General features: G+C 62.1%; 24 protein-coding genes and 1 pseudogene. 6 read left to right on the forward strand and 19 right to left on the reverse strand.

Annotated elements, in window-relative coordinates; all coding sequences use genetic code 11:
- Positions 1-21: 21 nt before the first annotated feature.
- Both J6500_RS08235 and J6500_RS08240 read left to right on the forward strand, forming a co-directional pair.
- Positions 22-261: pseudogene (locus tag J6500_RS08235) on the forward strand (tripartite tricarboxylate transporter substrate-binding protein); the annotation flags it as partial.
- Positions 262-363: 102 nt separating this feature from the next.
- Positions 364-1458 (forward strand): amidohydrolase family protein, encoded by a 1095-nt coding sequence (locus tag J6500_RS08240; RefSeq protein ID WP_225712187.1) that lies wholly within the window; start codon positions 364-366, stop codon positions 1456-1458.
- A 79-nt stretch (positions 1459-1537) separates the two neighbouring features.
- On the opposite strand, the gene J6500_RS08245 is transcribed toward J6500_RS08240, so the two are convergent.
- Both J6500_RS08245 and J6500_RS08250 read right to left on the reverse strand, forming a co-directional pair.
- Positions 1538-1792 carry a hypothetical protein gene (locus J6500_RS08245; RefSeq protein WP_225712188.1) on the reverse strand — a complete coding sequence of 85 codons (255 nt, stop codon included), beginning with the start codon at positions 1790-1792 and terminating at the stop codon, positions 1538-1540.
- A 123-nt stretch (positions 1793-1915) separates the two neighbouring features.
- Positions 1916-2659 (reverse strand): Crp/Fnr family transcriptional regulator, encoded by a 744-nt coding sequence (locus tag J6500_RS08250; RefSeq protein WP_225712302.1) that lies wholly within the window; start codon positions 2657-2659, stop codon positions 1916-1918.
- A gap of 471 nt (positions 2660-3130) precedes the next feature.
- Here J6500_RS08250 and J6500_RS08255 point away from each other — a divergent pair, with 471 nt between their 5' ends.
- Positions 3131-3436, forward strand: coding sequence for a hypothetical protein (locus J6500_RS08255; RefSeq protein ID WP_225712189.1), 306 nt, complete (start codon positions 3131-3133; stop codon positions 3434-3436).
- A 14-nt stretch (positions 3437-3450) separates the two neighbouring features.
- Here J6500_RS08255 and J6500_RS08260 read toward each other — a convergent pair whose 3' ends face one another.
- From J6500_RS08260 to J6500_RS08280, 5 genes are read right to left on the reverse strand one after another with little or no spacing between them, the layout of a single operon-like run.
- Entirely contained in the window at positions 3451-4287 is an 837-nt protein-coding gene (locus J6500_RS08260; protein ID WP_225712190.1) for a phosphodiesterase, read from the reverse strand.
- Positions 4288-4295: 8 nt separating this feature from the next.
- Positions 4296-5354, reverse strand: coding sequence for an ABC transporter ATP-binding protein (locus tag J6500_RS08265; protein ID WP_225712191.1), 1059 nt, complete (start codon positions 5352-5354; stop codon positions 4296-4298).
- A complete protein-coding gene (locus J6500_RS08270) occupies positions 5351-6136 on the reverse strand; it encodes an ABC transporter permease (RefSeq protein WP_225712192.1) in 786 nt (261 codons plus the stop codon). The genes J6500_RS08265 and J6500_RS08270 overlap by 4 nt, the downstream gene beginning before the upstream one ends.
- Positions 6137-6139: 3 nt before the next feature.
- Positions 6140-6955 (reverse strand): ABC transporter permease, encoded by an 816-nt coding sequence (locus J6500_RS08275; RefSeq protein WP_225712193.1) that lies wholly within the window; start codon positions 6953-6955, stop codon positions 6140-6142.
- Positions 6956-6993: 38 nt separating this feature from the next.
- A complete protein-coding gene (locus J6500_RS08280; RefSeq protein ID WP_225712194.1) occupies positions 6994-8001 on the reverse strand; it encodes an ABC transporter substrate-binding protein in 1008 nt (335 codons plus the stop codon).
- A gap of 193 nt (positions 8002-8194) precedes the next feature.
- Here J6500_RS08280 and J6500_RS08285 point away from each other — a divergent pair, with 193 nt between their 5' ends.
- A complete protein-coding gene (locus tag J6500_RS08285) occupies positions 8195-9346 on the forward strand; it encodes a zinc-dependent alcohol dehydrogenase (protein ID WP_225712195.1) in 1152 nt (383 codons plus the stop codon).
- A gap of 26 nt (positions 9347-9372) precedes the next feature.
- Here J6500_RS08285 and J6500_RS08290 read toward each other — a convergent pair whose 3' ends face one another.
- From J6500_RS08290 to J6500_RS08325, 8 genes are all read right to left on the reverse strand, one after another.
- On the reverse strand, positions 9373-10077 hold the full coding sequence (locus J6500_RS08290; protein ID WP_225712196.1) for an ABC transporter ATP-binding protein: 705 nt from the start codon (positions 10075-10077) through the stop codon (positions 9373-9375).
- Between the two features lie 4 nt (positions 10078-10081).
- Complete coding sequence (locus J6500_RS08295; RefSeq protein WP_225712197.1) at positions 10082-10852, reverse strand: ABC transporter ATP-binding protein; 771 nt, start codon at positions 10850-10852, stop codon at positions 10082-10084.
- Complete coding sequence (locus J6500_RS08300; RefSeq protein WP_225712198.1) at positions 10849-11835, reverse strand: branched-chain amino acid ABC transporter permease; 987 nt, start codon at positions 11833-11835, stop codon at positions 10849-10851. The genes J6500_RS08295 and J6500_RS08300 overlap by 4 nt, the downstream gene beginning before the upstream one ends.
- Before the next feature lie 7 nt (positions 11836-11842).
- On the reverse strand, positions 11843-12727 hold the full coding sequence (locus tag J6500_RS08305; RefSeq protein WP_225712199.1) for a branched-chain amino acid ABC transporter permease: 885 nt from the start codon (positions 12725-12727) through the stop codon (positions 11843-11845).
- A gap of 53 nt (positions 12728-12780) precedes the next feature.
- Positions 12781-14031 carry an ABC transporter substrate-binding protein gene (locus J6500_RS08310; protein WP_225712200.1) on the reverse strand — a complete coding sequence of 417 codons (1251 nt, stop codon included), beginning with the start codon at positions 14029-14031 and terminating at the stop codon, positions 12781-12783.
- 67 nt (positions 14032-14098) lie between these two features.
- Positions 14099-16486 carry a xanthine dehydrogenase family protein molybdopterin-binding subunit gene (locus J6500_RS08315; RefSeq protein WP_376707769.1) on the reverse strand — a complete coding sequence of 796 codons (2388 nt, stop codon included), beginning with the start codon at positions 16484-16486 and terminating at the stop codon, positions 14099-14101.
- Positions 16483-16968 carry a (2Fe-2S)-binding protein gene (locus J6500_RS08320; RefSeq protein ID WP_312018203.1) on the reverse strand — a complete coding sequence of 162 codons (486 nt, stop codon included), beginning with the start codon at positions 16966-16968 and terminating at the stop codon, positions 16483-16485. Before J6500_RS08320 ends, J6500_RS08315 begins: the two co-directional genes overlap by 4 nt.
- Positions 16965-17846 (reverse strand): FAD binding domain-containing protein, encoded by an 882-nt coding sequence (locus J6500_RS08325; protein ID WP_225712201.1) that lies wholly within the window; start codon positions 17844-17846, stop codon positions 16965-16967. The genes J6500_RS08320 and J6500_RS08325 overlap by 4 nt, the downstream gene beginning before the upstream one ends.
- 194 nt (positions 17847-18040) lie before the next feature.
- Between J6500_RS08325 and J6500_RS08330 the strand changes: the two genes are divergently transcribed.
- On the forward strand, positions 18041-19117 hold the full coding sequence (locus J6500_RS08330) for an LLM class flavin-dependent oxidoreductase (RefSeq protein WP_249781415.1): 1077 nt from the start codon (positions 18041-18043) through the stop codon (positions 19115-19117).
- A gap of 16 nt (positions 19118-19133) precedes the next feature.
- Complete coding sequence (locus J6500_RS08335; protein ID WP_225712203.1) at positions 19134-20006, forward strand: polysaccharide deacetylase family protein; 873 nt, start codon at positions 19134-19136, stop codon at positions 20004-20006.
- A 6-nt stretch (positions 20007-20012) separates the two neighbouring features.
- Here the strand turns inward: J6500_RS08335 and J6500_RS08340 are convergent, their stop codons facing one another.
- From J6500_RS08340 to J6500_RS08355, 4 genes are all read right to left on the reverse strand, one after another.
- The gene (locus tag J6500_RS08340) at positions 20013-20699 is read right to left on the reverse strand and encodes a TetR/AcrR family transcriptional regulator (RefSeq protein WP_225712204.1); all 687 of its coding nucleotides are present in this window, start codon (positions 20697-20699) and stop codon (positions 20013-20015) included.
- Positions 20696-21250 carry a flavin reductase family protein gene (locus J6500_RS08345; RefSeq protein ID WP_225712205.1) on the reverse strand — a complete coding sequence of 185 codons (555 nt, stop codon included), beginning with the start codon at positions 21248-21250 and terminating at the stop codon, positions 20696-20698. Before J6500_RS08345 ends, J6500_RS08340 begins: the two co-directional genes overlap by 4 nt.
- Positions 21251-21260: 10 nt before the next feature.
- Entirely contained in the window at positions 21261-22454 is a 1194-nt protein-coding gene (locus J6500_RS08350) for an acyl-CoA dehydrogenase family protein (protein WP_225712305.1), read from the reverse strand.
- Between the two features lie 244 nt (positions 22455-22698).
- Positions 22699-23127 (reverse strand): GNAT family N-acetyltransferase, encoded by a 429-nt coding sequence (locus tag J6500_RS08355; RefSeq protein WP_225712206.1) that lies wholly within the window; start codon positions 23125-23127, stop codon positions 22699-22701.
- Positions 23128-23157: the final 30 nt, after the last annotated feature.

A 23157-nucleotide genomic window follows, 5' to 3' on the forward strand; every position in this document is an offset into this window, starting at 1 on the left:
CCTCGATGACTCGGCTACAAGGACTTCACCTTCGACACGCTCCAGGGATTTCTCGCGCGTGCTCGCACCGCGCCATCCATCGTCGAGCTGCTCACAATGAAATCGATCGAGAGCCTGAAGGTGCCGAAGATCGCCGAGCAGCTGCGCAACAACGGCTTCGAAGTGCTGGCGGACGGGCCCGACGCCATGCGCAAATGCATCGCCGATGAAGCGCCGAAGTGGCGCGAGATCATCGCGAAAGCCGGGATCAAGCCAATCTGATCAGGTCAGGATTGCGCAGCACGCACAGCGTGTCGCTTGCGACCACTTCGCCGCATCCCTAGGCTGCCCGCGCACAAGACCAACAACAGGGAGGCGATCGTCATGACGACAAGGCGGGATTTCCTGAAAACGGGAGCAGCGGCGGCGGCCGGCATCGTGTTCTGCGGCTGCGGGTTGGTCCACAACGCGCATGCGCAGCAGCCGCGTCAGAAATTGCCGGTCACGGTGAACGGCCAGCGCGTCAAGACCATCGACATCCATTCGCATTGCCACTTCCGCGAGGCAGGTGCCCTGCTCGGCACTGACGCCGCCAAGGTCCAGTTGCCGCCGGTCAATGGCGCAGCCGAGGCGTTCGTCGAGATCGACAAGCGTCTCGCCGCAATGGACGCGCAAGCTGTCGATATGGAGGTGCTGTCGATCAATCCGTTCTGGTATGACCGGGATCGCGATCTCGCCGGGCAGATCGTGAAGATCCAGAACGAGAAGCTCGCCGAGCTGTGCGCGTCCAAACCCGACCGCTTCGCGGCCTTCGCGTCGCTGACGCTGCAGGCGCCGGAGCTTGCCGTCCAGGAACTGGAAACCGCAGTGAAGAAGCAAGGGCTGAAGGGCGCGGCGATCGGCGGTGTCGTCAATGGTGTCGAGTTCTCCGACCCGAAGTTCCATCCAGTCTGGGTCAAGGCCGAAGAACTCGGCGTCCCGCTGTTCATCCATCCGCAGGGCGTGCCCGAGCTGAACAAGCGGCTTACGGGCAATGGCTGGCTCGGCAACACGATCGGCAACCCGCTCGAGACCACGATCGCGCTCTCCCACCTGATCTTCGAGGGCACGCTTGACCGCTTCCCGGGTCTGAAGGTCATCGCCGCGCATGGCGGCGGCTATCTCGGCTCATATGCCGATCGCTCGGACCATGCCTGCCTGGTCGGCCCGAAGGGATGCAATGCGGAAACCAAGCTCAAGAAGGCGCCGACTGAATATCTCAAGCAGATCTATTTCGACTCGCTGATCTTCACGCCTGAGGCGATCCGGCACCTCGCGGCCCAGGTCGGCGCCAGCCAGATCGTGCTGGGGAGCGACTATCCGTATCCCTGGCAACTGGCGCCGGTCGATCACATCTTCGCATGCGCATCGCTGAGCGACGACGACAAGGCCAACATCCTCGGCCGGACGGCGGCACGGCTGCTCGGCTTTGCGGCGTAGCAAGATCGGTGACGGGCGACTGGCACGGCGGAACGCGCTGTCGTCGCGCAATGGAGCGCGACGATCTCGGAGTTGGCCTTCAGCGTCCCGATTTCGTTGCGCGCTGGGCTATTTGCGCCGGCGGCGCAACATCAGGCACAGGATCGGTCCCAACGAACTCCGCTTGTGCGGCATCGGAAATCCACTTGACCGCGGCTGGACGACTGACAAGCACCGCAATCACCGCGACGATGACGAGCACAGGCAGAGCGATAAGCTTGATGCTAAAGCTCTGATAATTGTGCTGCTGGTCCTGCTGTCGCTGATCGAAAGAGCCGTGCATGGATTCCTCCATATTGCAGGTGTGCTCCCCGACGCGCTGCTTACCGCAGCGCGCGCAAGGCAGATGTGAATGATTTCACAGGCCTGTCCGGTTCACCGTTTCGTGAGATAGCTCGGCGGCCAACTGGCAACGCGGCTATTCGCCGACATTCGCTCCGGCATCGACCAAGGCCTGAAGCGTCTCCGGCTTCAGCACAACGATCGCGCCGTGTTCGAGTCTGACCCAGCCGCGCGCCGCCCAGGCGCGGAGCTGCTTGTTGATGCTCTCGCGCGTCATCCCGACCATCTCGCTGATCTCCTGCTGGGTGATCGAGATGGTGCGCCCCTGCGGCTCGGACTTGTGCTTGTCGCTCAGCCGAAGCAGCGCGCTGGCCAAGCGGCCGGGCAGATCCTGCAGGATGACCTGTTCGACCTGGTCGCTGGTTCGGCGGAGCCGGGTGCAAAGCAGTTCGATGAATTTCATCGCCAGCGCCGGCTGGCTCCGAACGAACGGGATGAACTCGCGCCGGTCGATGACGAACAGCTCGCAATTGCTGTTGGCGATGGCGTCTGCGGTGCGCGACAGGCCGTCGAGCAGCGCGATCTCGCCGAAGATCTCGCCCGCCTCGATCAGGTTCAGAATCGCATTGCGGCCTTCCGGCGACGAAATGCTGATCTTCACCGTGCCGGAGATGACGGCGATCAGACTGGTGCCGGGGTCGCCCTTGGAGAAGATCGTCGTTCCACGCTTCAGCGTCACATGCTTGGCGTAGCGGCAGAGCTGGTCGAAGGCATCAGGTTCCAGGTCAGCGAAGTAAGGATGCTTGCGCAGCACCGACAGCTTGCTGCTGGAAAACGGCGGCGTGCCGGCAGTTCTTTCTATGGACGGCGCACCGGTCATCGTGATCCAAACGGATTGTGTTGCATAAGAGCCGCCCACCACTCCGGGGGGACGCCGACAAGGCCAACGATCATTGAAAACACACGCAAGTATAGCCTTGCCGGTGGCCCACAGCAACAAAGGCCGCTATCCGCGGCGGCCGGGGAACCTAAAATGCAATTTTTAATAAGAAAGGCTGAGTAGCAAAACTATCGATTGCAGCGGTCTTGCATCTGAACCCGATGATACGCCAGGCAATTCCGTCCGGCGAAACCGTCTTTTGCCCGGTGGCTTGCACAGCCGGCCCGGGGCACCCCTAGCGGCCGAAGAGATGGGCCGAACCGCGACTACTCGATTTTTACCCGCCGGGTTGGCAATTCGCTTACCAAGAACGAGGCGGTCAACGCTTGTTCACGCCGAGAATCAAGACGCGGCAACCCGCCGTTCATGAACCGCGGCCTATCCCTCCTCAAAAGAGGGAGAGCAAAAACAATGCCGCAGATCTGGATGACCTATCACGAAATCGCCGACATGCTCGGCTGCGACCCACATATGGCGCGCAACACGAGCATCGAGCGCGCACTCGACAGAAAAAAGAGTCGTGACGGATTGACCCGCGTCAAGCTCGATTCCGATTTGACCGCGCGGTTCGTTGCAGGACTGCGGAGTGCGGACGAGGCGCTGGATCAGGCGGTTCGGGCCCTGCTCGTGACGCATCAGGCAATGGCGCGCGCCGATCGCGCGGGCTTCGCGCCCCCTTCAACCCAGCTTGATCGCGGAATCGCCGTCGCGGGGTGATCGGCCTGCCGATCTCACAGCAGTTTGCCGTCGGGCCCAAAGAACGGATGCGGCCCGTCGAACTGACCGATCGGCACCTGGTGCGTCACCAGCTGACCAAAGCGCTGCCCCGGAAACCAGGCGTGGAGGTGAAACGCAGGCGGTTCTACCCTGAACGACGGCTCGCGCAGCCGCGCCAGATCGAGATCGACGGCATGGTTCGGCGCAGGGCAGATCGTCACGGGAATTCCGGCGCAAGTGGTCAGCATGGCGCGATGGACGTGCCCGCACGCGATCAGCTGAGTGCGGGGATGGCTGCGGACGATCCGCGCCAGCTCGTCGGCATTGAAAAGGTCCTGCTGGTCCATGTGCGAGATACCGCCCTTGAACGGCGGATGGTGGAGAAAGATCAGCGCCGGCCGATCCATCGCCGTGGCCAACGTCGCATCCAGCCATTGCAGCGTCGAAGTTTCGAGCATGCCGTGCGGCTTGCCGGGCACGCTTGAATCGAGCAGCAGCAGGTCGAGGCCGCCGACCTCGATTTTCTGATCGAGCGGGCCGGTCGCATGAGCGAACGCCGCTGGAAACGCGGCGCGCATCAATTCACGCGAGTCGTGATTGCCGGGGATTCCGGCAAACGGCAGCCGGAGCGGTGCCAGCAGCCGCTTCAGATGATCGTATTCCTCGGCGGTCGCCGTATCGACGAGATCACCCGAGATGACCACGAAATCCGGCGCAGGCTCGAACGCGTTCAGTGCCGCGACACACCTATCCAGCGCCTTCGCAGTATCAACACGGCCATAGGCCAGCGCGCCCGGCAGCTTGATGTGCAGATCGGATATCTGGGCGATGAGGACCGGTTTCGATGACATCGATGTTCTCAATCTTCGGATGGCAGGATACGAAGTGCTTCCGGCGGGACCGTAAGTCCAATCCGATCGCCGGCCTTGGCTTGAATTGTATTGGCAGCATCCACATTCAGCGGCTTGGCCGATGCGCCGCTCACGACCAGCCGCTGCCGGTCACCGATGAAGCTGACGGTGTCGATGACACCGGCAAGCGATCCGGCGCCGGGCTCGACCACGCGGATGCTTTCCGGGCGGATCATGACGGTCGCATTCGCCGCGGTCGTTTCGCCGCCGACCGGCAGTCGTCCACCCGGCAGGATCAACTCGCCTTTCTCCATGGGAGCTTCGACGATGTTGGCCGCGCCGACAAATTCCGCCACGAAGCGATTTCGTGGCGCGAAGTAAATCTCGCGCGGGGTGCCGATCTGCGCGATCCCGCCCTTGCGCATCACCACGATACGGTCGCCCAATTCCATCGCCTCGGCCTGGTCATGCGTCACATAGATCGTCGTGATCCCGAGCGCGCGCAGCAGCCGGTTGAGCTCGCTCCGCAAGCGGTCACGCAGCGCCGCGTCGAGCGCGGTCAGGGGTTCGTCGAGCAGCAGGATGCCCGGCCGGATCGCCACCGCACGAGCCAGGGCGACGCGCTGGCGCTGGCCGCCGGAGAGCTGATCGATGCGGCGATTCTCCAAACCGGTGATATTGGTCAGGGCCACCAGTTCCGCGACGCGCGCGGCGCGCTCATCCCGGGCAACACCGCGGATCTTCAAGCCGTAACCGATGTTGTCCGCCACGGTCATGTTGGGAAACAGCGCGTAGGACTGAAACACCATCCCGATATTGCGCCGCTCGATCGGAACAGACGTCACATCCTTGCCGTCGAACAGCACCTTGCCGCCCGGATCCGGCAGCTCGAGGCCGGCAATGATGCGCAGCATCGTGGTCTTGCCGCAGCCGGACGGGCCGAGCAGCACCAGCGTCTCGCCGCGCGCGATGTCGAGGGTTGCAGGATCAAGGGCACGCGTGCCGTCGGCAAAGGTCTTGCCGCAGCCGTCAATCCGCACCGATACGCCATGGCTGTCGGTGCTCATCGCTTATGCCCCCTGTCGGCCAGCAATTGCATCGCGACCAGAAGGGGAATGATCATCACGAAGAAGATCAAGGTATAGGCCGACGCCACCTCGAGCCGCATCGAGGCGTAGCTGTCCGCAAGCCCGACCGGCAAGGTCTTCGTCAGCGGTGTATGCAGCATCCAGGTCAGGTTGAACTCGCCGAGCGACAACGTGACCACCATCAGCGCTCCCGCCAGAATTCCCGGCACTGCATTGGGCACGATCACCTCGCGGAAGCGCCGCCACGGCGACGCGCCCAGCGAGGCGGCTCCTTCATCAAGCGTCCTGATATCCACCGTGGCGAACACCGCCATGACCGACCGCACCATGAATGGCATCGTAAAGATGACATGCCCGACCAGGATGAACAGCCAGGAGCGGCGGAAATCGCCGAAGTCGCCATAGGCGAGCAGCAGCGCGAGCGCAATCGCAAGTCCCGGAATCGCCAGCGGCAGCGTGATGATCTCCTCGACGATCCGCGCAAGCGGGCCTCCGCGTACATGCAGCGCGTAAGCCGCGGGAACGCCGACGACGAGCGTGACCGCAAGCGTGGCAAACGCAATCACGAAGGAGAGCAGGATCGTGCCGGCATAGAGCTGCCAGACCTGCAGGACCCATTGCAGGGTGATGCCGGACTGGATGCCGCGGAAATAGTTGACGGTGACGCCGGCCGAAATGGAGAGCCCCGCGGGCACCACCAGAAATGCCGCAACGAGCATCGTGAAGATGAACTGGCCGGTGAAGATCAGGCGGTCGCGCATGCTTCACCCGGCCGCTGCGACCGCGCTGCCGCTGAACGATCGGGCCAGCGCCAGGATGAGCCAGGTGATCAGGCCGAGCCCGACCGAGAGTGCTGCGGAGGTCGCGAAATTGGCGGCCAGCGTGAACTCCGTGTAGATCAGCATCGGCAGCACGTCGATGTTGGTTGCCAGCGTGAACGCGGTGCCGAAGGCTCCCATCGCCGTCGCGAAGGCGATTGCGCCGGAAGCGACAAAGGCCGGCGCCAGCGCCGGCAGCACGACGTCGCGCTGGACGGCCCAAGGGCCGGCACCGAGCGAGCGCGCGGCTTCCTCCAGGCTGACATCGAGCTTCTGCACAGCCGCCATGATGGTGAGGATCACGCGCGGGATCGAGAAATAGAGGTAGCCGAGAAAAAGGCCATAGATCGAATAGGCGAACACGAGCTTTTCACCGAGCAGACGGTTCGACAGATCGCCGATTAGGCCTTGCCGTCCGGCCAGCAGAATGATCATGAAGCCGACCACCACGCCGGGAAAAGCCAGCGGAAAAGTCAGCATCGCAATCAGGACCGATCGCCCGGGAAAGCGGTGCCGCTGTAGAAACATTCCGGCAATCGTCGCCACGATCAGCGTGACGATCGTGGTCGCCGCGGCCAGCAGCACCGTGTTGATCAGGGTTGCGCGATAGCGGGGTTCCGTGAGGATGGCGAGATATCCAGCGAGTCCGTGCGGGCCTTCCGCGCCGGCGACGACCAGCCGGCCCATCGGCAGCAGGAAGAACGCCGTCGTCACAACCACGAGGGGCAGCAGACAGAACCAGACGAAGGATTTTTGCGACATCGAGAGAATAGTGCCCCGGCGAGGGGCACCATATTGCCTCAGCGGACCTCGGCGAGATAGCGGTCGACGAAGGCTTTTTGCACGTTTTCCATCTCGCCCCAGTCGACGCTCTTGGCGCGGGCATAGTCGCTGTCGGGCAGAAACTTGTTCTTGACCGCAACCGGCAGTTCGATCGGGCGGGCCGGACGCAGATAGGCATTGGTCCAGATCGCCTGCCCCTTATCGGACAGCAGATAGTCCATCACCTTCTTGGCCTTCTCCTTGTCCGGCGCGTTCTTCACGAGGCCGACGACATAGGGAAACACCACCGATCCCTCACAGGGAATGACAAACTCGAAATTGCCCTTCTCCGAATACTTCGCGCGATAGGCGTTGAAGTCATAGTCGAGCAGGATCGGCATTTCGCCGGAGACGACGCGGGCATACGAGGTCTGCTTCGGGACGATCGGGTCGTTCTTGCGCAGGTCCTTGAAGAAGCTGATCGCGGGATCGAAATTGCTGGGAGAGCCGCCCAGCGCCAGATTGACCGCAACGGCGCCGACATAGCCGACCGCCGCCGACGACGGGTCGAGATAGCCGACCATGCCCTTGTAGTCGGGCTTCAGCAGGTCCTTCCAGCAGGCCGGCACCGGCTTGCCGCCCAGCGCGTCCTTGTTCACGAACAGCCCGAGCGTGCCGGAATGGATCGTGGTCCAATAGCCGTCCGGATCCTTCAGCCCGGCAGGCACCTGGTCCCAATGGGCGGGCTTGTAGGGTTCAAGCGCATCCTGCGCCTTGGCCTTCATGCCGAAGGTCACACCGAAATAGCCGATATCGCCGACCGGATTGCTCTTCTCGGCCAGGATCTGCGCCAGCGCCTGCCCGGAATTCTTGTTGTCGTGCGGGATGTCGTAGTTGAGGTCCGCCTTGATCGCCTTCAGCATCGAGGCCCAGTCCGCCCATTCCGGTGGACAGTTGTAGCAGATCACGTCCGCCGCCTTGGCAGGCTGCCAGGGCGCGATCAGCGTCAGCGCCAGCAAGGCAAGGACAAGGCGGACGGTCTTCATGGCAGGCTCCGGTTTGGCAGAGATGCAATTATGAATTTCAACATCAACCGGGCGATCAAGTATAGGTCACGTATGAAGGTTTTGCGACGCGCTTGCTGCCCTGCAGCAAACGGGAAACGCCGACACCTGGGACGGGAATGCTCGCGACAAGCCACCGGTTTGCGTTAGGCTGCCGTCAAAGCAGGAAGCGCTCATGTATCAGCCCACCGGCGTCACCACCTCGCCCGACCTTCCGATTCCCGATCTGATGAAGGCCTGGGTCCTTGGCGACCCCGACCAGCTTTTCCTGCACGAGAAGCCGACGCCGGTCCCATCGCGCGCCGAAGTGCTGGTCCGCATCGATGCGGTCGCGATCTGCGCGACTGACCTCGAGATCATCCATGCGGGATCGCCGGCGAGCATCCAGGGCGGCCTGCCCTTCAACAAGAACTTCACGCCGGGCCACGAATATATGGGCACGGTTGCCGCGCTCGGGCCCGATGTCGACGAATTTGCGATCGGCGAACGGGTCAGCGTCGAGATTCACGCCGGCTGCGGCCAGTGCAAACGCTGCCGCCAGGGCATGTACACGTCCTGCCTGAACTACGGAAAGCCGGAAAAGGGTCATCGCGCCAACGGCTTCACGACCGATGGCGGATTTGCCGAATACGCGGTCAATCACATCAACACGCTGGCGCGCGTACCCGACACCATGAGCGACGCGGAAGCGACGCTCGTGGTGACAGCGGGAACGTCGATGTACGGCTTGACGGAATTGGGGGGATTGGTTGCCGGCGAGAGCGTCGTTGTGATCGGGCCTGGCCCGATCGGACTGCTCGCAGTCGCCGTGGCAAAGGCGCTTGGGGCAAGCCCGGTCATCCTGACCGGCACGCGAAACAAGCGGCTGGCGATCGGCCGGGAACTGGGCGCCGATCGCGTCGTCAACATCAATGATGAAGACGCGGTTGTCGTCGTGAAGCAACTGACCGGCGGGATCGGCGCGGATTATGTCGTCGAATGCGCCGGGACCGAGGCCACGCTCAACCAGGCCATTCACATGACCAACCGCGGCGGCAAGATCTGCCTTGCCGCCTTCCCGCACGAGGCTGCAACGCTGGATATCGCGCATCTCGTACGAAACAACATCTACGCCTACGGCATCCGCGGCGAAGGCCGCAGCGCGACCCATCGTGCAATGGAGTTGATGGCCGCGAAGCGATTCGACGCGACACGGATTCACACCCACACGTTTCCGCTCGCCGACCTGCCGACCGCGCTCAGATACGCGCGGGACCGTGTCGATGACGCGATCAAGGTCGTCGTCACGAATCGGAACGCTGAGACGATCGCAAGCGCGGCCGAGTAAAAGGACGCTCGGGGAAGCGACTTACGTCATACCGAGCAGTAACGTTCCTTGATTTCGCTGTCGGCGAGAAGCGCCGACGCCGATGCCTGGTGCACCACCGATCCCTGATCCAGCACATAGGCACGATCAGCGATGTCGAGCGCGAGCTCGACGTTCTGCTCGACCAACAGCACCGTCGTGCCCTGCGCCTTCATGCTGCGGAACAGCGCGAACATCTCGTCAACCAGCACAGGCATGATTCCCTCCGACGGCTCGTCGAGCATGATCAGGTCGGGCTTTGCGATCATCGCCCGCGCGATCGCCAGCATTTGCTGTTCGCCCCCGGACATAGTGACGGCTTCCTGGTCCATGCGCTCGGCCAGCCGCGGAAAGATACCAGCGATCTCACCGATCAACTCGGATTCGCGCTTCTTCTCCGGCGATGCGACAAGACCGAGGCGCAAGTTCTCCCGCACGGACAGGCCCTGCACGATCCGCCGCTCTTCCGGCACGTAGGCGAGTCCCAGCGCAAAACGCGCATGAGCCGGCTGCTGAAGCAGTTCCTGTCCCTTGAAGATCACCGAGCCGCGCGTTCGATCCATCAGACCCATGATCGATTTCAGCGTGGTGGTCTTGCCTGCGCCATTGCGTCCGATCAGGCAGACGATCTCGCCCCTGCCGACCTCCAGGCTGATATCCTGCAGCGCGTGGCTTGCTCCATACCAGGCATTGAGCTGGTTGATGCGCAGCATCCAGTCAATGCTCCCGCTGGCCGAGATAGACGCGCTTGACCGCCTCGTTCTGCCGGACCTCCTGCGGCGTGCCCTCGGCAAGCAGCTCGCCGTGATGCAGCACGAGGATGCGATTGCTGATCCCCAGCACCAGCTTCATCTTGTGCTCGACGAGGATGACCGTGCGCTCCAGCGCGAGCTTCACGATCAGGTCCATCATGGTCCGGGTTTCCTCCGGACTCATGCCTGCCGTCGGCTCATCCAGCAGCAGCAAGCGGGGCTGGCTGGCAAGCGCCATACCGATCTCCAGCGCCCGCTGCTCGCCGTGCGCCAGCGTCTTGGCTGCACGCTCCCGGGATTCCCATAGCCCGACCAGGGCAAGCAGCTCGTCGGCGCGCTCCACCAGCTCACTGAGCCGGGCGCGCGGCCGCCAGATATCATACCGCGACACCAACGCCTGCAAGCCGACCCTGATATTCTCGCGCGTGGTGAGCTGCGGGAACACGCTGGTGATCTGAAACGACTTTGCAATCCCCATATGCGCAAAGCGATGCTGCGGCAGACCCGTGACATCCCGGCCCTCGAACTCGACGCGGCCATTCGAGGGCGGAAAGGCGCCGCAGAGCAGATTGAAGTAGGTGCTCTTGCCGGCCCCGTTCGGGCCGATGATCGACGTGATCTTGCCCTTGCAGAACTCGGCGGAGATATTGTTCAGCGCGACAAATTTTCCGAACGTCTTGCCGACCCCCTTGGTGCGCAGGATGATCTCGCTCGATTGCGCCGCTCCAGCCGTCATCGGCGGCCTCGTGCGATCAGCGTGCCCCAAATGCCCGCCGGGAAGAACAGCACGCAGGCGATGAAGATGGCGCCCACGATAAGCTGCCAATGCACCGTCCACACCGAGACGACGTTCTCCAGAACGAGGAAAACCGCCGCGCCGATCATCGGTCCGAAGAACGTCCCCATGCCGCCAAGCAGCGCAATCATCACCACGAGACCCGAGGTCTCGTAATGCAATATCTCGATCGGAACGATCGACAGATGCAGCGCTTGCAGCGCGCCGGCAAGGCCGCAGAAGCCGCCCGACAGGACGAAGGTCAGCAGACGCGTCAAGGTGACGTCATAGCCCGATGCGCGCGCACGCATCTCGTTCTCCCGCACCGCTTCGATGACGGCCCCGAATGGCGAGGCGAGGATGCGGGACATCGCGAAGAATGCGGCGATCACGAATGCTGCGATGACGTAATAGCGGATCATCGGATTGATGAAATCAAGCCGCAGGCCGAACAGGTCGATGGTGCGGACGTTGATGCCGCGCAGGCCGTTCTCACCTCCGGTCCAATCCACCGCCTGATAGAACAAATAATAGACGCATTGCGAGAGCGCCATCGTGACCATGGCGAAGTAGATGCCGCGGGTCCGGATCGCGAGCACACCGATCAACAGCGCCATCACCAGCCCGCCGAGAACGCCGGCTGCGATTGCGGCGTACCACGGCCAGCCGAAATGCACGATCGCGATGCCGCAAAGATAGGCCCCGGTTCCGAGCAGTGCGGCATGACCAAACGACAGCAGGCCGAGATAGCCGAACACCAAATTGAAGCCGAGAGCATAGAGCCCGTAGATCAGGATATTCACCGCCAGGGCGGTGAACGGCATCACCAGCGGAAAAATCAGGATCACCACGGCTGCGAGACTGGCGCGATGCCGCGTCGCAAAATCGTACCAGCTGAAGGTCGCCGCGCGGGACTTCTCGAGGGACTCGGTAACTTCGGTCATGCCCGGCTCAACTCAGCAATCCGGCGCGACCGAAGAAGCCCTGCGGACGGACGATCAGCACGACCGCCATCAAGGCGAAGATAGATACCTTGGCCATTTCAGGCGCGAACAGCGACGTCATGCCGACGACCACGCCGACCAGAAGACCCGCCAGCACCGCACCGCCGATCGATCCCATGCCGCCCACCACCGTCACCACGAAGGCTTCCGCAAGGATGGTGCCGCCCATCTCGGGAATGACACCTTGCAGCGGGGCGGCCAACAGGCCGGCGAATCCCGCAATCGCAGTTCCGATCCCGAACACGATCAGCCAGACCCGCGAGACGTCGACGCCAAGGACGCGGACGATCTGCGGATCGCGCGCACCCGCGCGGATGATGAGCCCGAAACTGGTCTTCTCCAGGAACAGCCAGAGCGCCAGCAGCACGGCGGCCGTCGCGCCGATCACAAACAGGCGGTAGAGCGGGAAATACCCGACGCCGATATTCACGGCGCCCTGCAGAATCTCGGGCGTATCGAACGGATAGCCGGTTTTGCCGAAGGCAATGCGCACACATTCGACCATCACATAGCTGAGACCAAAGGTCAGCAGCAGCGGATAGTCGATGCCGCGGCCATAGAGCGGTCGGATCAGCACGCGTTCGACGGCAAGTCCGAACAGCCCGATCAGGAGCGGCACGGCGACCAGACAGAGCCAGAAATTGCCGCCAAGCGAGATCAGGTAGAGACCGACATAGGCGCCGACCATGTAGAACGCCCCATGGGCGAAGTTGACGACGGTCAGCATCCCGAAGATCAGCGAAAGTCCGATCGCAAACAGCACATAGATCGCGCCGAGCGCCAGCCCGGCGAACAATTGCAGCGCGATCAAGTCAAAGCTCAGGCCCGCCATTCATCCTCCCAAAGTGGCACGCGCCGGCCCGCGGCGCGCGCCATCTCGCTCAATCAACTCTTGTGGCCGAGTGCTTCGCAGGTCCGCAGGTTCTTCTCGTCGGAATCGTCGCTCGCAAGAACCTCGAACACGTCGGAGTCGTTCTTCATGTCCTTCGACTTGGATCTGATCACAAGGATGGACTGCACCGACTGATGATCGCATTTGCGGTAATATTGCGGGCCCTTGTAATAGTCGTACTTCAGGGCCTCCATAGCGGAGACGACCTTGTCGGTCTCGACGCTGCCCGCGGCCTTGACCGCTTGAAGAACCGTCCGAACGCCGCCATAGCCGAGCGCGCCGTAGTCGGTCGGCAGCTTGCCGTCATACATCTTGCGGAACGCATCGTTGAATGCCTTGGTCGAGGCGAACTTGTCCTCGATGCCCCAATAGAACGAGCACCCGCCGACGACGCCCTCGAACGCCTGGGCGCCCGCCGCGACGCGACTGGCGTGCGAAAGCAGCGGCGCGATGATCTGGATCGACTTCTTGACGCCGAAGTCGGTTGCCTGCTTCAGCACGATTTGCTGATCCCGGCCGAAATTGCTGATGCAAAGGATGTCGGGCTTCAACGCCTGAAGGCGCGGCAGCAGAGTCGAGAAATCACTCGTTCCCAGCGGATGGCGGATATCGCCGAGGTTCTCGATATTGAACTGCTTGCCGACCTCGAGGAAGCCGCGGACCATTTCGTGACCATAGGCATAATCCGCAGTCAGGAATGCGACCTTCTTGCCGAACTTCGAGAAGGCATAACGGCCGACCGCGCCCGACGTCATATGCGGATTGAGAGCCTCGTGGAACGTGTACTTGCTGAAGTCGGCAGCTTCGTTGATGGCATCGGACTGGCTGATCGAATTGAAGATGATGCCGCGCTCCTTGGTGACGTTGTTGATCGCGAGCTGGACCGCCGCTGAGAGGCTGCCGACCACGAAATTGACCTTCTCCTTTTCGACCAGCTCTAGTGTCCGCGTCGCAGCCTCGCCGGGGTTCAGCTTGTCGTCGCGCACGACCAGCTCGGCCTTGCGACCATTGAGGCCGCCGGAGTCGTTGAACTGGGCGACAGCGAGTTGTCCGGCACGCACTTGGTCCTGCGCCTCCGCGCCATAGGGACCTGTCAGGGGAACAGGGAAGCCGATCTTGATCGGGGCTTCCTGCGCCTGAAGCAGATTGATGCGGAAGGGCGAGGCGGCGAGAACGGCGCCGGCACTCGCGGCCGTCAGGAGCCGGCGGCGCGACATCCACCCGGCCTTGGTCACCTTCGTCATGACTATTCCTCCCCAAGAATTGTCTGTCTGGCTTATCGTGATCGTTGTTGCCCGGAACGTCCCCGCTTCAAATCCGCCCCAGAGCCGTCAGGATAACCTGAGGCGTGAGCGGAATCTCGGTAATTATCACGCCGAACGGCCGAAGCGCATCATTGACCGCATTGGCGACCGCAGCCGCCGCGCCGGCCGTCCCGGCCTCCCCTGCTCCCTTCGCCCCCAATTCCGATTCCAGCGTCGGCGACACCACGTGACCGATCTCGATGTCGGGCATTTCCCCCGACATCGGCACGAGGTAATCAGCCATATTGGCGTTGGTCAGCTGCCCGCGCTCGTCGTAGATGCACTTCTCGAACAGTGCGGCGCCCAACCCCTGCACGACGCCGCCCCGGATCTGCTCGTCGACCAATTGCGGATTGATGATGGTGCCGCAGTCTTCGACGACCCAATGCTTGAGCAGCTTAATGAACCCGGTCTCGGTATCGATCTCGAGCCAGGACGCCTGAACGCCATTGGTGAAGGCAAAGGGATACTGGCGCGGAACAAAGTGCCGGGTCGCCATCAATTCCGGCCGAATGCCGGGCGGCAATGTATCCGGCCGGAAATAGACGATCCGCGCCAGCTCGCTCAGCTCGATCCGTGGCGTGCCATCGATGGCGTCGACGACGCTGTTACCGGCGATATCGAGCCCCGCCGGCGTCGATTGCAGGATGGCCGCGGCCACATCCAGGATATTCGCGCGCAGAACCTTGGCGGCTTGCAGCGCGGCTTCGCCGCCAATGCCGGCGCCGCGGGAAGCCCAGGTGCCTCCCCCGTAAGGTGTGTTGTCCGTATCTCCAAGGATGACGCGCACCCGATCCATCGAAACGCCGAGCACGCTGCCAACGATCTGGGCAGTCAGCGACTCCGATCCTTGCCCCTGCTCCGTGATGCTGGTCTGGCAGATCACCGAGCCTTGCGCGTCGAGCCGCACCGCGACGCCGTCTTGCGACGAAATCTTCGCGCCACCGACGCCGTAGAAGGCCGCGCTCGGATTGGTTATCTCGATGAAGCTGGCGATGCCGATTCCCCGGTGAACCTTCGTGCCCCGCAAAGCGGCCTGCTCAGCGCGCAAGCCTTCGTAGTCCATCATCTGAAGCAGCTTCGTCAATGAGGCATGATGCGACAGCCGCTCGAACTTCATGCCGGAGGGCGAGGTACAAGGGTAGGCATCGTCGGCGATCAAGTTGCGCCGACGGATTTCGACCGGGTCCATGCCAATCTTCGCGGCAGCCAGGTCGACCAGTCCTTCGGTCACCGAACAGGCGATTGGATGCCCGACCGCCCGGTACTGGCACATCACATTCTTGTTCTGGAACACGACCCGGGCGCGAGCCCGATAGTTCTGGGTGAGATATGGCCCGCCGACCAGATTGACCACCTGATTTGCCTCGACGGCGCTGGTCCGCGGATACATCGAATAGGGGCCGATCCCGGTCAAATCGTCGATCTCGAAGGCGGTAATCGTGCCGTCCTGCTTGACACCAATCCGGCCCTTGCAGCGATGATCGCGGGCATGAATATCGGTGTTGAAGCTTTCGACGCGGTCGGCAACGAATTTGATCGGCCGGCGTAGCAGCTTCGATAGCGCGTAGGTCGCCATCTCATCCGCATAAATGTGGACCTTGATGCCGAAAGACCCACCCACATCCTTGCAGACCACACGCACCTGGGTTTCTTTGAGCCCCAGATGCAAGGCCGCGATGTTCTGCACCATGTGAGGTGCCTGCGTTCCCTGATAGATCGTGAGCCGTGCCTCCGCCGCGTTCCAGTCGGCAACCACCGCCCGCGGTTCGAGTGTTACGCCGGTGTGGCGTCCGAAGAGGAACTCGGCTTCAACCACGGCATCGGACCCGGACAGCGCGAGATCAACATCGCCGGCATGGAGAGCCCGCTCAAAGGCAAGATTATCGCCAAGCGAAGCATGAATGATCGGCGTCGACGGATCGAGCGCGGTACGCATATCGGTGACCGCGTCAAGTTGTTCGTAATCGACAGCAATTTGCTCGGCGGCATCTTCGGCCGCCGCTCTGCTGGTCGCCACAACAGCTGCAACGGCCTCCCCCTGCCAACAAACCCGGCCAACTGCGATTGCCCGCTGTGGCGCCGACTTCAAACCCTTCATGTGTGAAAGCACGCCGACCCAAGGCGTTATGACAGTCTCGAGCTCACGACCGGAGACCACCGCAACGACGCCGGGCATCCGCCTCGCGGCGTCGGCATCGATCGACACGATCCGGGCATGCGCATGTGGCGACCGCAGAAACACAACATGCGCCATCCGCGGCAATTCGAGGTCGCTGACATACTGTCCGCGGCCTTGCAGCAGCCTGTCGAGGTTCGGCCGCGGCACCGTCTTGCCGATATAGGAATTCGGGCGATCAAGCACCGACAGCGCATCCATCGCCGAACCGGTCATGCGGAGCGCCCCGCGCGTGCTTTGGCCGTTGCCTCGACGGCGTCCACGATCGCCTGATAGCCAGTGCAACGACAGTAGTTGCCCGATAGATGTTGGCGGATTGCCGCGCGGTCCGGGACTGGCGATTGCTTCAGCAGATCCTGCGCCGTAATCAGCATTCCCGGCGTGCAATAGCCGCACTGCAACGCGTTGCGCTGGCGGAATGCCGCCTGCAGGTCAGCAACCTCGCCGCTGTCGGATAGTCCTTCGATCGTCTCGATCGACGCGCCGTGCGCCTGCACCGCCAGCATCAGGCATGAGCGAACAATCTCGCCATCGACACGGATTGTGCAGGCACCGCAGACCCCATGCTCGCAACCAACGTGAGTTCCCGTCAGCTTCAGATTCTCGCGAAGGAAATCGGCCAGGCTGAGCCGCGGCAACACGACTGCATCCATGGGCTCGCCGTTGATCAGAAGTGAAACCGGCATCGGTGCAATCACTGGGCCGCTCCCGTCTCCAGGTCGGGGCGCGCAAGCAGCGCTGCCACACAACGCCGCAGCAGGACCTGTGCAAGATGTCGGCGCATGGCCGGAGAGGCCTGCTGATCTCCTTGCGGATCAAGCTCGTCAACCAGCGTCGCCGCGGCATCTGCAAGCACGGTCGGAGTAACGGATACGTTGGTCAGTTTGGAGGCGGCCGCAGCAAGCAGCGGCCGATCGCCGACAGCGAAAAAGCCAAGCCGCAGGTCGGAAAACCTGCCGTCGTCGATAGTGGCGCGAGCGGCAAGACCGGCGATCGCGTAGTCACCATGCCGCCGGGCGTATTCCTGAAAGAAGAACGCCGAGCCTTTGCCTCGGGCCGGCATCTCGACCGCCACGAGCAACTCCTGCGGCAACAACGCCGTCTCATAGATTCCCTTGAAAAATTCGGTCGCCGCGATCCGCCTTTCGCCGCTTGGCGCCCGAACGACAATGGTTGCATCCAGTACGGCTATGCAGGCTGGCAGCTCCGACGCAGGGTCGGCATGCGCCAGGCTTCCGCCGAGTGTTCCGCGATTGCGAATGGCCGGGTGGGCAATGTGAGCGGCGGCCTCCCGCAACAGAGGCGCGTGCAGCGCAACCTCGGCAGACCTGAGCAGGTCCACATGACGGGTCAGTGCGCCGATAACCAGCGTGCCTCCCTTCACCGCGACGCCCTGCAACTCGGCGAGGCCGCCGATATCGACCAGAAGATCTGGCGATAGCAGCCGCAGGTTCATGGCCGGCATCAGGCTTTGTCCGCCCGAGAGCACCTTTGCCTTGTCGCCATGTGCAGCCAGCAGCTCCAGTGCGTTCACGACGCTGGTCGCGCGGGCATACGCGAAAGCCGCAGCCTTCATGTGGGCGTGGCCTCCCGGGCCGATTTTTCGCTTTCCGGGATTAGAGGGGCCATCCTTAGAAAGGTCAAGCTTGTTTATCGACCGATTATTTGTCAGGTCGGGCTTGTCTTCGCGACGCGAAGGCCGCAGGTTTCCTCCCAATCAAGAAGACCCGCCGCAGGGAGCAGCAGATCATGAAGCTCGGGTTCTTTACGATGCCGATCCATCCTCTCGACAAGGATTGGCGGCAATCGCTCCGGGAGGATCGTGAAGCCTTTCTGCTCGCGGACGAGCTCGGATTCACGGAGGCCTATGTCGGCGAGCACGTGACCGACCGGGCTGAGAACATCACATCGAGCATCGCATTCATTGCCTGGCTGGCAGCCGCCACCAAGCAAATCAAGCTTGGAACCGGCACGATCAACATGCCGAACACGCATCCGGCTGCGGTCGCCGCATCCGTCGCAATGCTTGATCACATGCTCGACGGCCGCTTCATTCTCGGCATCAGTCCGGGCGGATTGCTTTCCGACGCCGAGGTCTTCGGCAATCTCGACGCCGACCGCAATGCGATGTTTCTCGAAGCCATCAATCAGGTTCTTGATATCTGGGCCGGCAGACCACCTTATGATTTGCAGGGCGAATACTGGAACGTCTCGGTGAGCAGGACGCTGATCGAGGACATTGGCCAGGGATTTATTGCCCGGCCCTTGCAGACCCCTCACCCGCCGATCGTGGTGACGGCTGTTGCTCCCTTCTCGAAGGGCGTCACAGAGGCGGCTGCGCGCGGGTGGAATCCGATCTCGGCGAACTTTCTGATGCCCGCCTGGGTGAAGAGCCATTGGCCCAAATATGCCGAGGGCTGCAGCCGCGTGAACCGTGTGGCTGACGCCGCGAACTGGCGCGTCGCAAAGAGCGTGTTCGTTGCAAAGGACGCAGCGACGGCGAAGGCCTATGCCATGGCCCCCGACGGTCCTTACGTCTACTACTATCACCAGCTGTTCACGAAGCTGAAGCGGAGCGGCCGGCTCGAGCTGTTCAAAACGCGGCGCGACCAACCGGACTCCGAAGTCACACTGGAGTCGATCTGCGACCGCCTCATCATCCACGGCACGCCCGAGAGCGTCGCGGATCAGCTGCTCGCGTTCCAGGAGGAGGTCGGCGCCTTCGGTACCCTGCTTTACGCCGGCAAGGACTGGAAAGATCGTGAACTCGGCCGTCAATCGATGATCCTGATGGCCGAGAAGGTCTTGCCACGGATCAATTCCGGTGCAGCCGGAGCTGCGACGTAGTCGAGGAGATCAGAGCGTGGCATTCACCGATCGTATCCCTTACCAGGCGCAGGTCGACCGACCGAAACTCACATTGCCGGCGGGCAAGAAACTCGCCGTATGGGTCATCCTCAATGTCGAGGAGTGGCGCATTGAGAATGCGATGCCGCGGACGGTGCTGAGCCCGCCGATGGGCCAGCCCCTGTTGCCCGACGTGCCGAACTGGTCGTGGCACGAATACGGCATGCGAGCCGGGTTCTGGCGGCAGTTCAAGGCGTTCACCGATCGAAACATCCCCGTGACGCTCGCCCTGAACGCCAATGTCTGCAACAGCTATCCGCGCGTGGCGTCGGCGGCGCACGAGGCTGGCTTCGAATTCATGGGACACGGGTTCATCCAGGGACCCATGCACAAGCTCGAAGACCAGGCGGATGCGATCAAGCGTTCGGTCGAGACCATCGCGGGCTTCACCGGGAAGCCGCCGCGATCGTGGGAGAGCCCAGGATTGACCGAGACCGAGGAAACACTCGATCTGTTACGCCTCAATGGGATTGAGTACGTGGCCGATTGGGTGATTGACGATCTCCCGCAAGAGATTGCGACGCCGCATGGCCCCGTGACAACGATCCCGTATTCCGTCGAGACCAACGACATCGTCATTCATGCTCTGCAGCATCTTCCGTCCGATCAGTTCCTGCAGCGCTGCACTGACCAGTTCGACCGCCTCTATCTGGAGGGCGCCGAGAACGCGCGGGTCATGGCCATCTCGGTGCACCCCTACATCACCGGAGTGCCGCATCGCATCAAATATCTGGAGGCCCTGCTCGACTATGTCATCAGCCACGACGGCGTGGCGCTGATGACAGCAAGCGAGATTGGAGATTGGTATCGGGCCGAGATGGCGAAATAGCGCGATTCAACCAGCGACCTTGACCGGCGCCCGCCGACGGTCGGCTGCGCTTTCCGCTATCCTTTCGAATCCCGCGAGGAAGATGTCCAAGGCGTCACTGATCATCTGCGCCTTGTCCTCAAGAACAGGTGCGTCATAGATGTACTTCCGTACGCCGTAATAGAAGATGCCGCCGTGGAACACCCAAGCCAGCTCCAGTTCGGCGGCACTCGGCTTGCTTTGCACCGCAAGCCCGGCATCGTGACGGCATTCTCTGATAATGCGGGTCAGGATCTTGTCCTTGACCATGCCAACGTACCAGCGATTGATATCGAGGCCCTTCAGGCCCGAGTAGAGATAAATCCGCAGCCATTTCCGGGTGAAGATGGCATCTGTATAGGCTTGGTAGAAGTCCTGCAATCGCACGCGAAGTGGGCGAGAACGATCGGCAAGAAGCTTATCCCAACCAGCCTCGAGCGGACCGAGATATACCTTCCGGTAGACCTCCTTGATGAGATCGTCCTTGCTCGGAAAGTAGCGGTAAAGCAACGGCTGAGTTACGCCGAGTTTTCGCGCCAACGCACGGGTTCCGCCGCCGAATCCTTCTTCCGCGAAGAGCTCGGTCGCCCGCGTGACAAATTCGCTGCGACGATCGTCAGCCGACAATCGCTTCTGCTTCGCGCGTGCTCGCTTCGCCGGTATCTTTCGGCTCATGGGGTCTTGCCATCGATGTCGGACAGAAACCGGCCAAAGCCGCCCCGCGCGAACAGCAGAGGCTCGTTTCGAGTATAGGCGTATGCTTCCACCGCCCCCAGAAAGATGACGTGATCTCCACCGTAGTAGCGATTGGCAGCCCGACACTGAAAACTGGCGATCACGTCGGCAAGCACGGGGGCGTTTCCAAGACCGCGCGTCCAGCTCACACCCGCGAACTTGTCGCCAGACGATCGGGCAAATTGCGACGCGAGCGCCTGTTGCGCTGTACCGAGAACATTGACTGCAAAATGGCTGGCATTCTGAAAGATGGGAAGCCCTTGCGAAAACATCCCCAGGCTCCACAGCACCAGCGGCGGATTCAGCGATACCGAGGCGAAGGAGTTGCACGTGATACCGTATGGTTTTCCGTCAGCCGACATCGCCGTTACGATCGTTACGCCGGTGGCGAATGTACCGAGCGCGTTGCGGAAGTCGCGCGGATCGATTGCCGAATTGTCGCTCGCCAGCTCATTGGCTGGATCAGCCGGATGTTTGTGTGAGTCAGACATCCGGTTGGCCTCAAAGCGTCAAATTGTCAGACGGCAACCCGAGCACGACCCGCCCATAGTTGGTTCCCGCAGCGTCGGAATTGAATGCGAAATGTGAGTTCACCGCATGCGCATCGCGGAATTGGCGCTGCAGGGTCCCGGAGGTGAACAGGCTGCGAGCTCCACTCGCCGCAAACAGAAGGGACACCGCGTCGGTACACAGGTTGACAGAGAATGCGCCATCACGCCGCAATTTCGTCTTGGCTGCGATGTCCGGAATCTTCCCGCGCCGGACGTCCGCAAGGACCTCGATGCAGCTGGTGCGCATGACGAGGCGTGCGGCATCGACCTTTGCCGATGCCTCCGCGATCTTGATCTGCGTGCTTTGCAGGTCGCCGATCTTGGCCCTGTTATACGTCGAAGCACGATCCCGCGCGATCTCGACATAGTCGTCGAGACATGCTTGGGCATTCCCCAGCCCAACTCCCGACAATACGTATGGGAACAGGGAGAATACCGGAAGCGCGTAGAGCGCATTCGGATTGAGAACGCTGCCCGGCGTTGCGCCGCCCGCGAGGTCCCTGACCGCAACAGTCATATGCTCAGGGACAAACGCATCCGTCACCTCAACATCGTTAGATCCCGTTCCACGCAACCCGGTCGCATTCCAGGTATCCTTGACCCGGTAGTCTCGCTTGTTCAACAGGAACAACCTGTATTCGACACCATCGGCCTCATCATCGGACTCCACGACGCTGGCAAGCATGTTCCACTCGCATGCCTCCACGCCGGACGAAAACGGCCAATGCCCGTTCAGGATATACCCGCCATCGACCTTGTTAGCGCGACCGGCGGGAAACACAAAGGAGGATGCGATCAACGCGTCCGGATCCTGGGCCCACACTGCATCCTGCGCCTCGGGCGCGAACATCGCCAGCATCCAGTGATGGCTCGCCAAATTGGCAAAATTCCAAGACACTGATGCGTCTGCCAGCGCCAGGACATCGGCGCAATCGACCAACGCGACGTAGTCGAGTTCGCTCCCGCCGACACGTGCAGGCTGCAGGATCCGAAACAGGCCGCCGTCATGAAGATCTCGCTCGGTCTCCGGCGGCAATCGCCGCAATTCCTCGGTCCGGGCGGCTCGTTCACGCAGTACGGGAACGAGGGCTTTGGCCCGGGCGACTATCGCCGAGTAGCTGTCCGAACCGGGCCCTCTCGACATAGCTGCCTCACGCCTGCGGCCAACATCAACCATCGACGAACCTTCGGTTCGATCCCACGGCATCGGGATACGATCAAACCCATGAGCCAGTTTATCGAGTGATCACCAGAGATCAAGGCATGTGAGGCCGGCTCCTCGGTGTGACATGGATGCTCGACCGGCAGAATGAAGAGCCCTGAAACAGAAAAGCGCCCGGCGGCCGCTCGGCCACCGGGCGCTCCACATAAGGTCCACTCCGCAAGATCTATGTAAGCTCCCTTCGCCAATACAGCGTATGCGGCCATGCCCAGGGCGAAGCTGGCTCGAAGAGCCTGTACCCCAACCGGATAAAGTTGTTCGCCGAGATCCGATTATCCGTCGTGTCCGAAACGACCGTGCTCCAACCAACTCGTCGGGCTCGCACCTCCACCGCGCGGGTGAGCCGCATCTGCAGGCCATGGCCGCAATGCTGCGCAACAACACCAACGCGGCAGAGATATCCGGCATTGGCGACGTGGGTTGACGGAACAACGCCGGCGAACGCGACCGGTTCTGCTCTATGGAATGCGATCCACCAGTGCCCCTGCTCGAAATCAGGAGGACGAGCGCCGTCACGGAAAGTCAATTGATGCAACTCGTCAAGCGTATCTGCATACTCATCGTCTCCAGCGTCAACCTCGCGTATTCGATACATGCCCGGGCCTCAAAGCTTCAATCGTGCAGC

Source organism: Bradyrhizobium semiaridum (assembly GCF_020329505.1).
In the GTDB taxonomy this organism is placed as follows: Bacteria; Pseudomonadota; Alphaproteobacteria; order Rhizobiales; family Xanthobacteraceae; genus Bradyrhizobium; species Bradyrhizobium semiaridum.

Bases quoted from the DNA above. Each gene is read 5' to 3' on its own strand.
- J6500_RS08265 (WP_225712191.1), bottom strand. From the start codon at position 5,354: ATGAGCACCGACAGCCATGGCGTATCGGTGCGGATTGACGGCTGCGGC.
- J6500_RS08255 (WP_225712189.1), top strand. From the start codon at position 3,131: ATGCCGCAGATCTGGATGACCTATCACGAAATCGCCGACATGCTCGGC.
- J6500_RS08280 (WP_225712194.1), bottom strand. From the start codon at position 8,001: ATGAAGACCGTCCGCCTTGTCCTTGCCTTGCTGGCGCTGACGCTGATC.
- J6500_RS08260 (WP_225712190.1), bottom strand. From the start codon at position 4,287: ATGTCATCGAAACCGGTCCTCATCGCCCAGATATCCGATCTGCACATC.
- J6500_RS08355 (WP_225712206.1), bottom strand. From the start codon at position 23,127: ATGTATCGAATACGCGAGGTTGACGCTGGAGACGATGAGTATGCAGAT.
- J6500_RS08350 (WP_225712305.1), bottom strand. From the start codon at position 22,454: ATGTCGAGAGGGCCCGGTTCGGACAGCTACTCGGCGATAGTCGCCCGG.
- J6500_RS08240 (WP_225712187.1), top strand. From the start codon at position 364: ATGACGACAAGGCGGGATTTCCTGAAAACGGGAGCAGCGGCGGCGGCC.
- J6500_RS08270 (WP_225712192.1), bottom strand. From the start codon at position 6,136: ATGCGCGACCGCCTGATCTTCACCGGCCAGTTCATCTTCACGATGCTC.
- J6500_RS08290 (WP_225712196.1), bottom strand. From the start codon at position 10,077: ATGCTGCGCATCAACCAGCTCAATGCCTGGTATGGAGCAAGCCACGCG.
- J6500_RS08340 (WP_225712204.1), bottom strand. From the start codon at position 20,699: ATGAGCCGAAAGATACCGGCGAAGCGAGCACGCGCGAAGCAGAAGCGA.
- J6500_RS08345 (WP_225712205.1), bottom strand. From the start codon at position 21,250: ATGTCTGACTCACACAAACATCCGGCTGATCCAGCCAATGAGCTGGCG.
- J6500_RS08310 (WP_225712200.1), bottom strand. From the start codon at position 14,031: ATGACGAAGGTGACCAAGGCCGGGTGGATGTCGCGCCGCCGGCTCCTG.
- J6500_RS08330 (WP_249781415.1), top strand. From the start codon at position 18,041: ATGCCGATCCATCCTCTCGACAAGGATTGGCGGCAATCGCTCCGGGAG.
- J6500_RS08300 (WP_225712198.1), bottom strand. From the start codon at position 11,835: ATGACCGAAGTTACCGAGTCCCTCGAGAAGTCCCGCGCGGCGACCTTC.
- J6500_RS08315 (WP_376707769.1), bottom strand. From the start codon at position 16,486: ATGACCGGTTCGGCGATGGATGCGCTGTCGGTGCTTGATCGCCCGAAT.
- J6500_RS08285 (WP_225712195.1), top strand. From the start codon at position 8,195: ATGTATCAGCCCACCGGCGTCACCACCTCGCCCGACCTTCCGATTCCC.
- J6500_RS08245 (WP_225712188.1), bottom strand. From the start codon at position 1,792: ATGGAGGAATCCATGCACGGCTCTTTCGATCAGCGACAGCAGGACCAG.
- J6500_RS08305 (WP_225712199.1), bottom strand. From the start codon at position 12,727: ATGGCGGGCCTGAGCTTTGACTTGATCGCGCTGCAATTGTTCGCCGGG.
- J6500_RS08295 (WP_225712197.1), bottom strand. From the start codon at position 10,852: ATGACGGCTGGAGCGGCGCAATCGAGCGAGATCATCCTGCGCACCAAG.
- J6500_RS08250 (WP_225712302.1), bottom strand. From the start codon at position 2,659: ATGACCGGTGCGCCGTCCATAGAAAGAACTGCCGGCACGCCGCCGTTT.
- J6500_RS08325 (WP_225712201.1), bottom strand. From the start codon at position 17,846: ATGAAGGCTGCGGCTTTCGCGTATGCCCGCGCGACCAGCGTCGTGAAC.
- J6500_RS08275 (WP_225712193.1), bottom strand. From the start codon at position 6,955: ATGTCGCAAAAATCCTTCGTCTGGTTCTGTCTGCTGCCCCTCGTGGTT.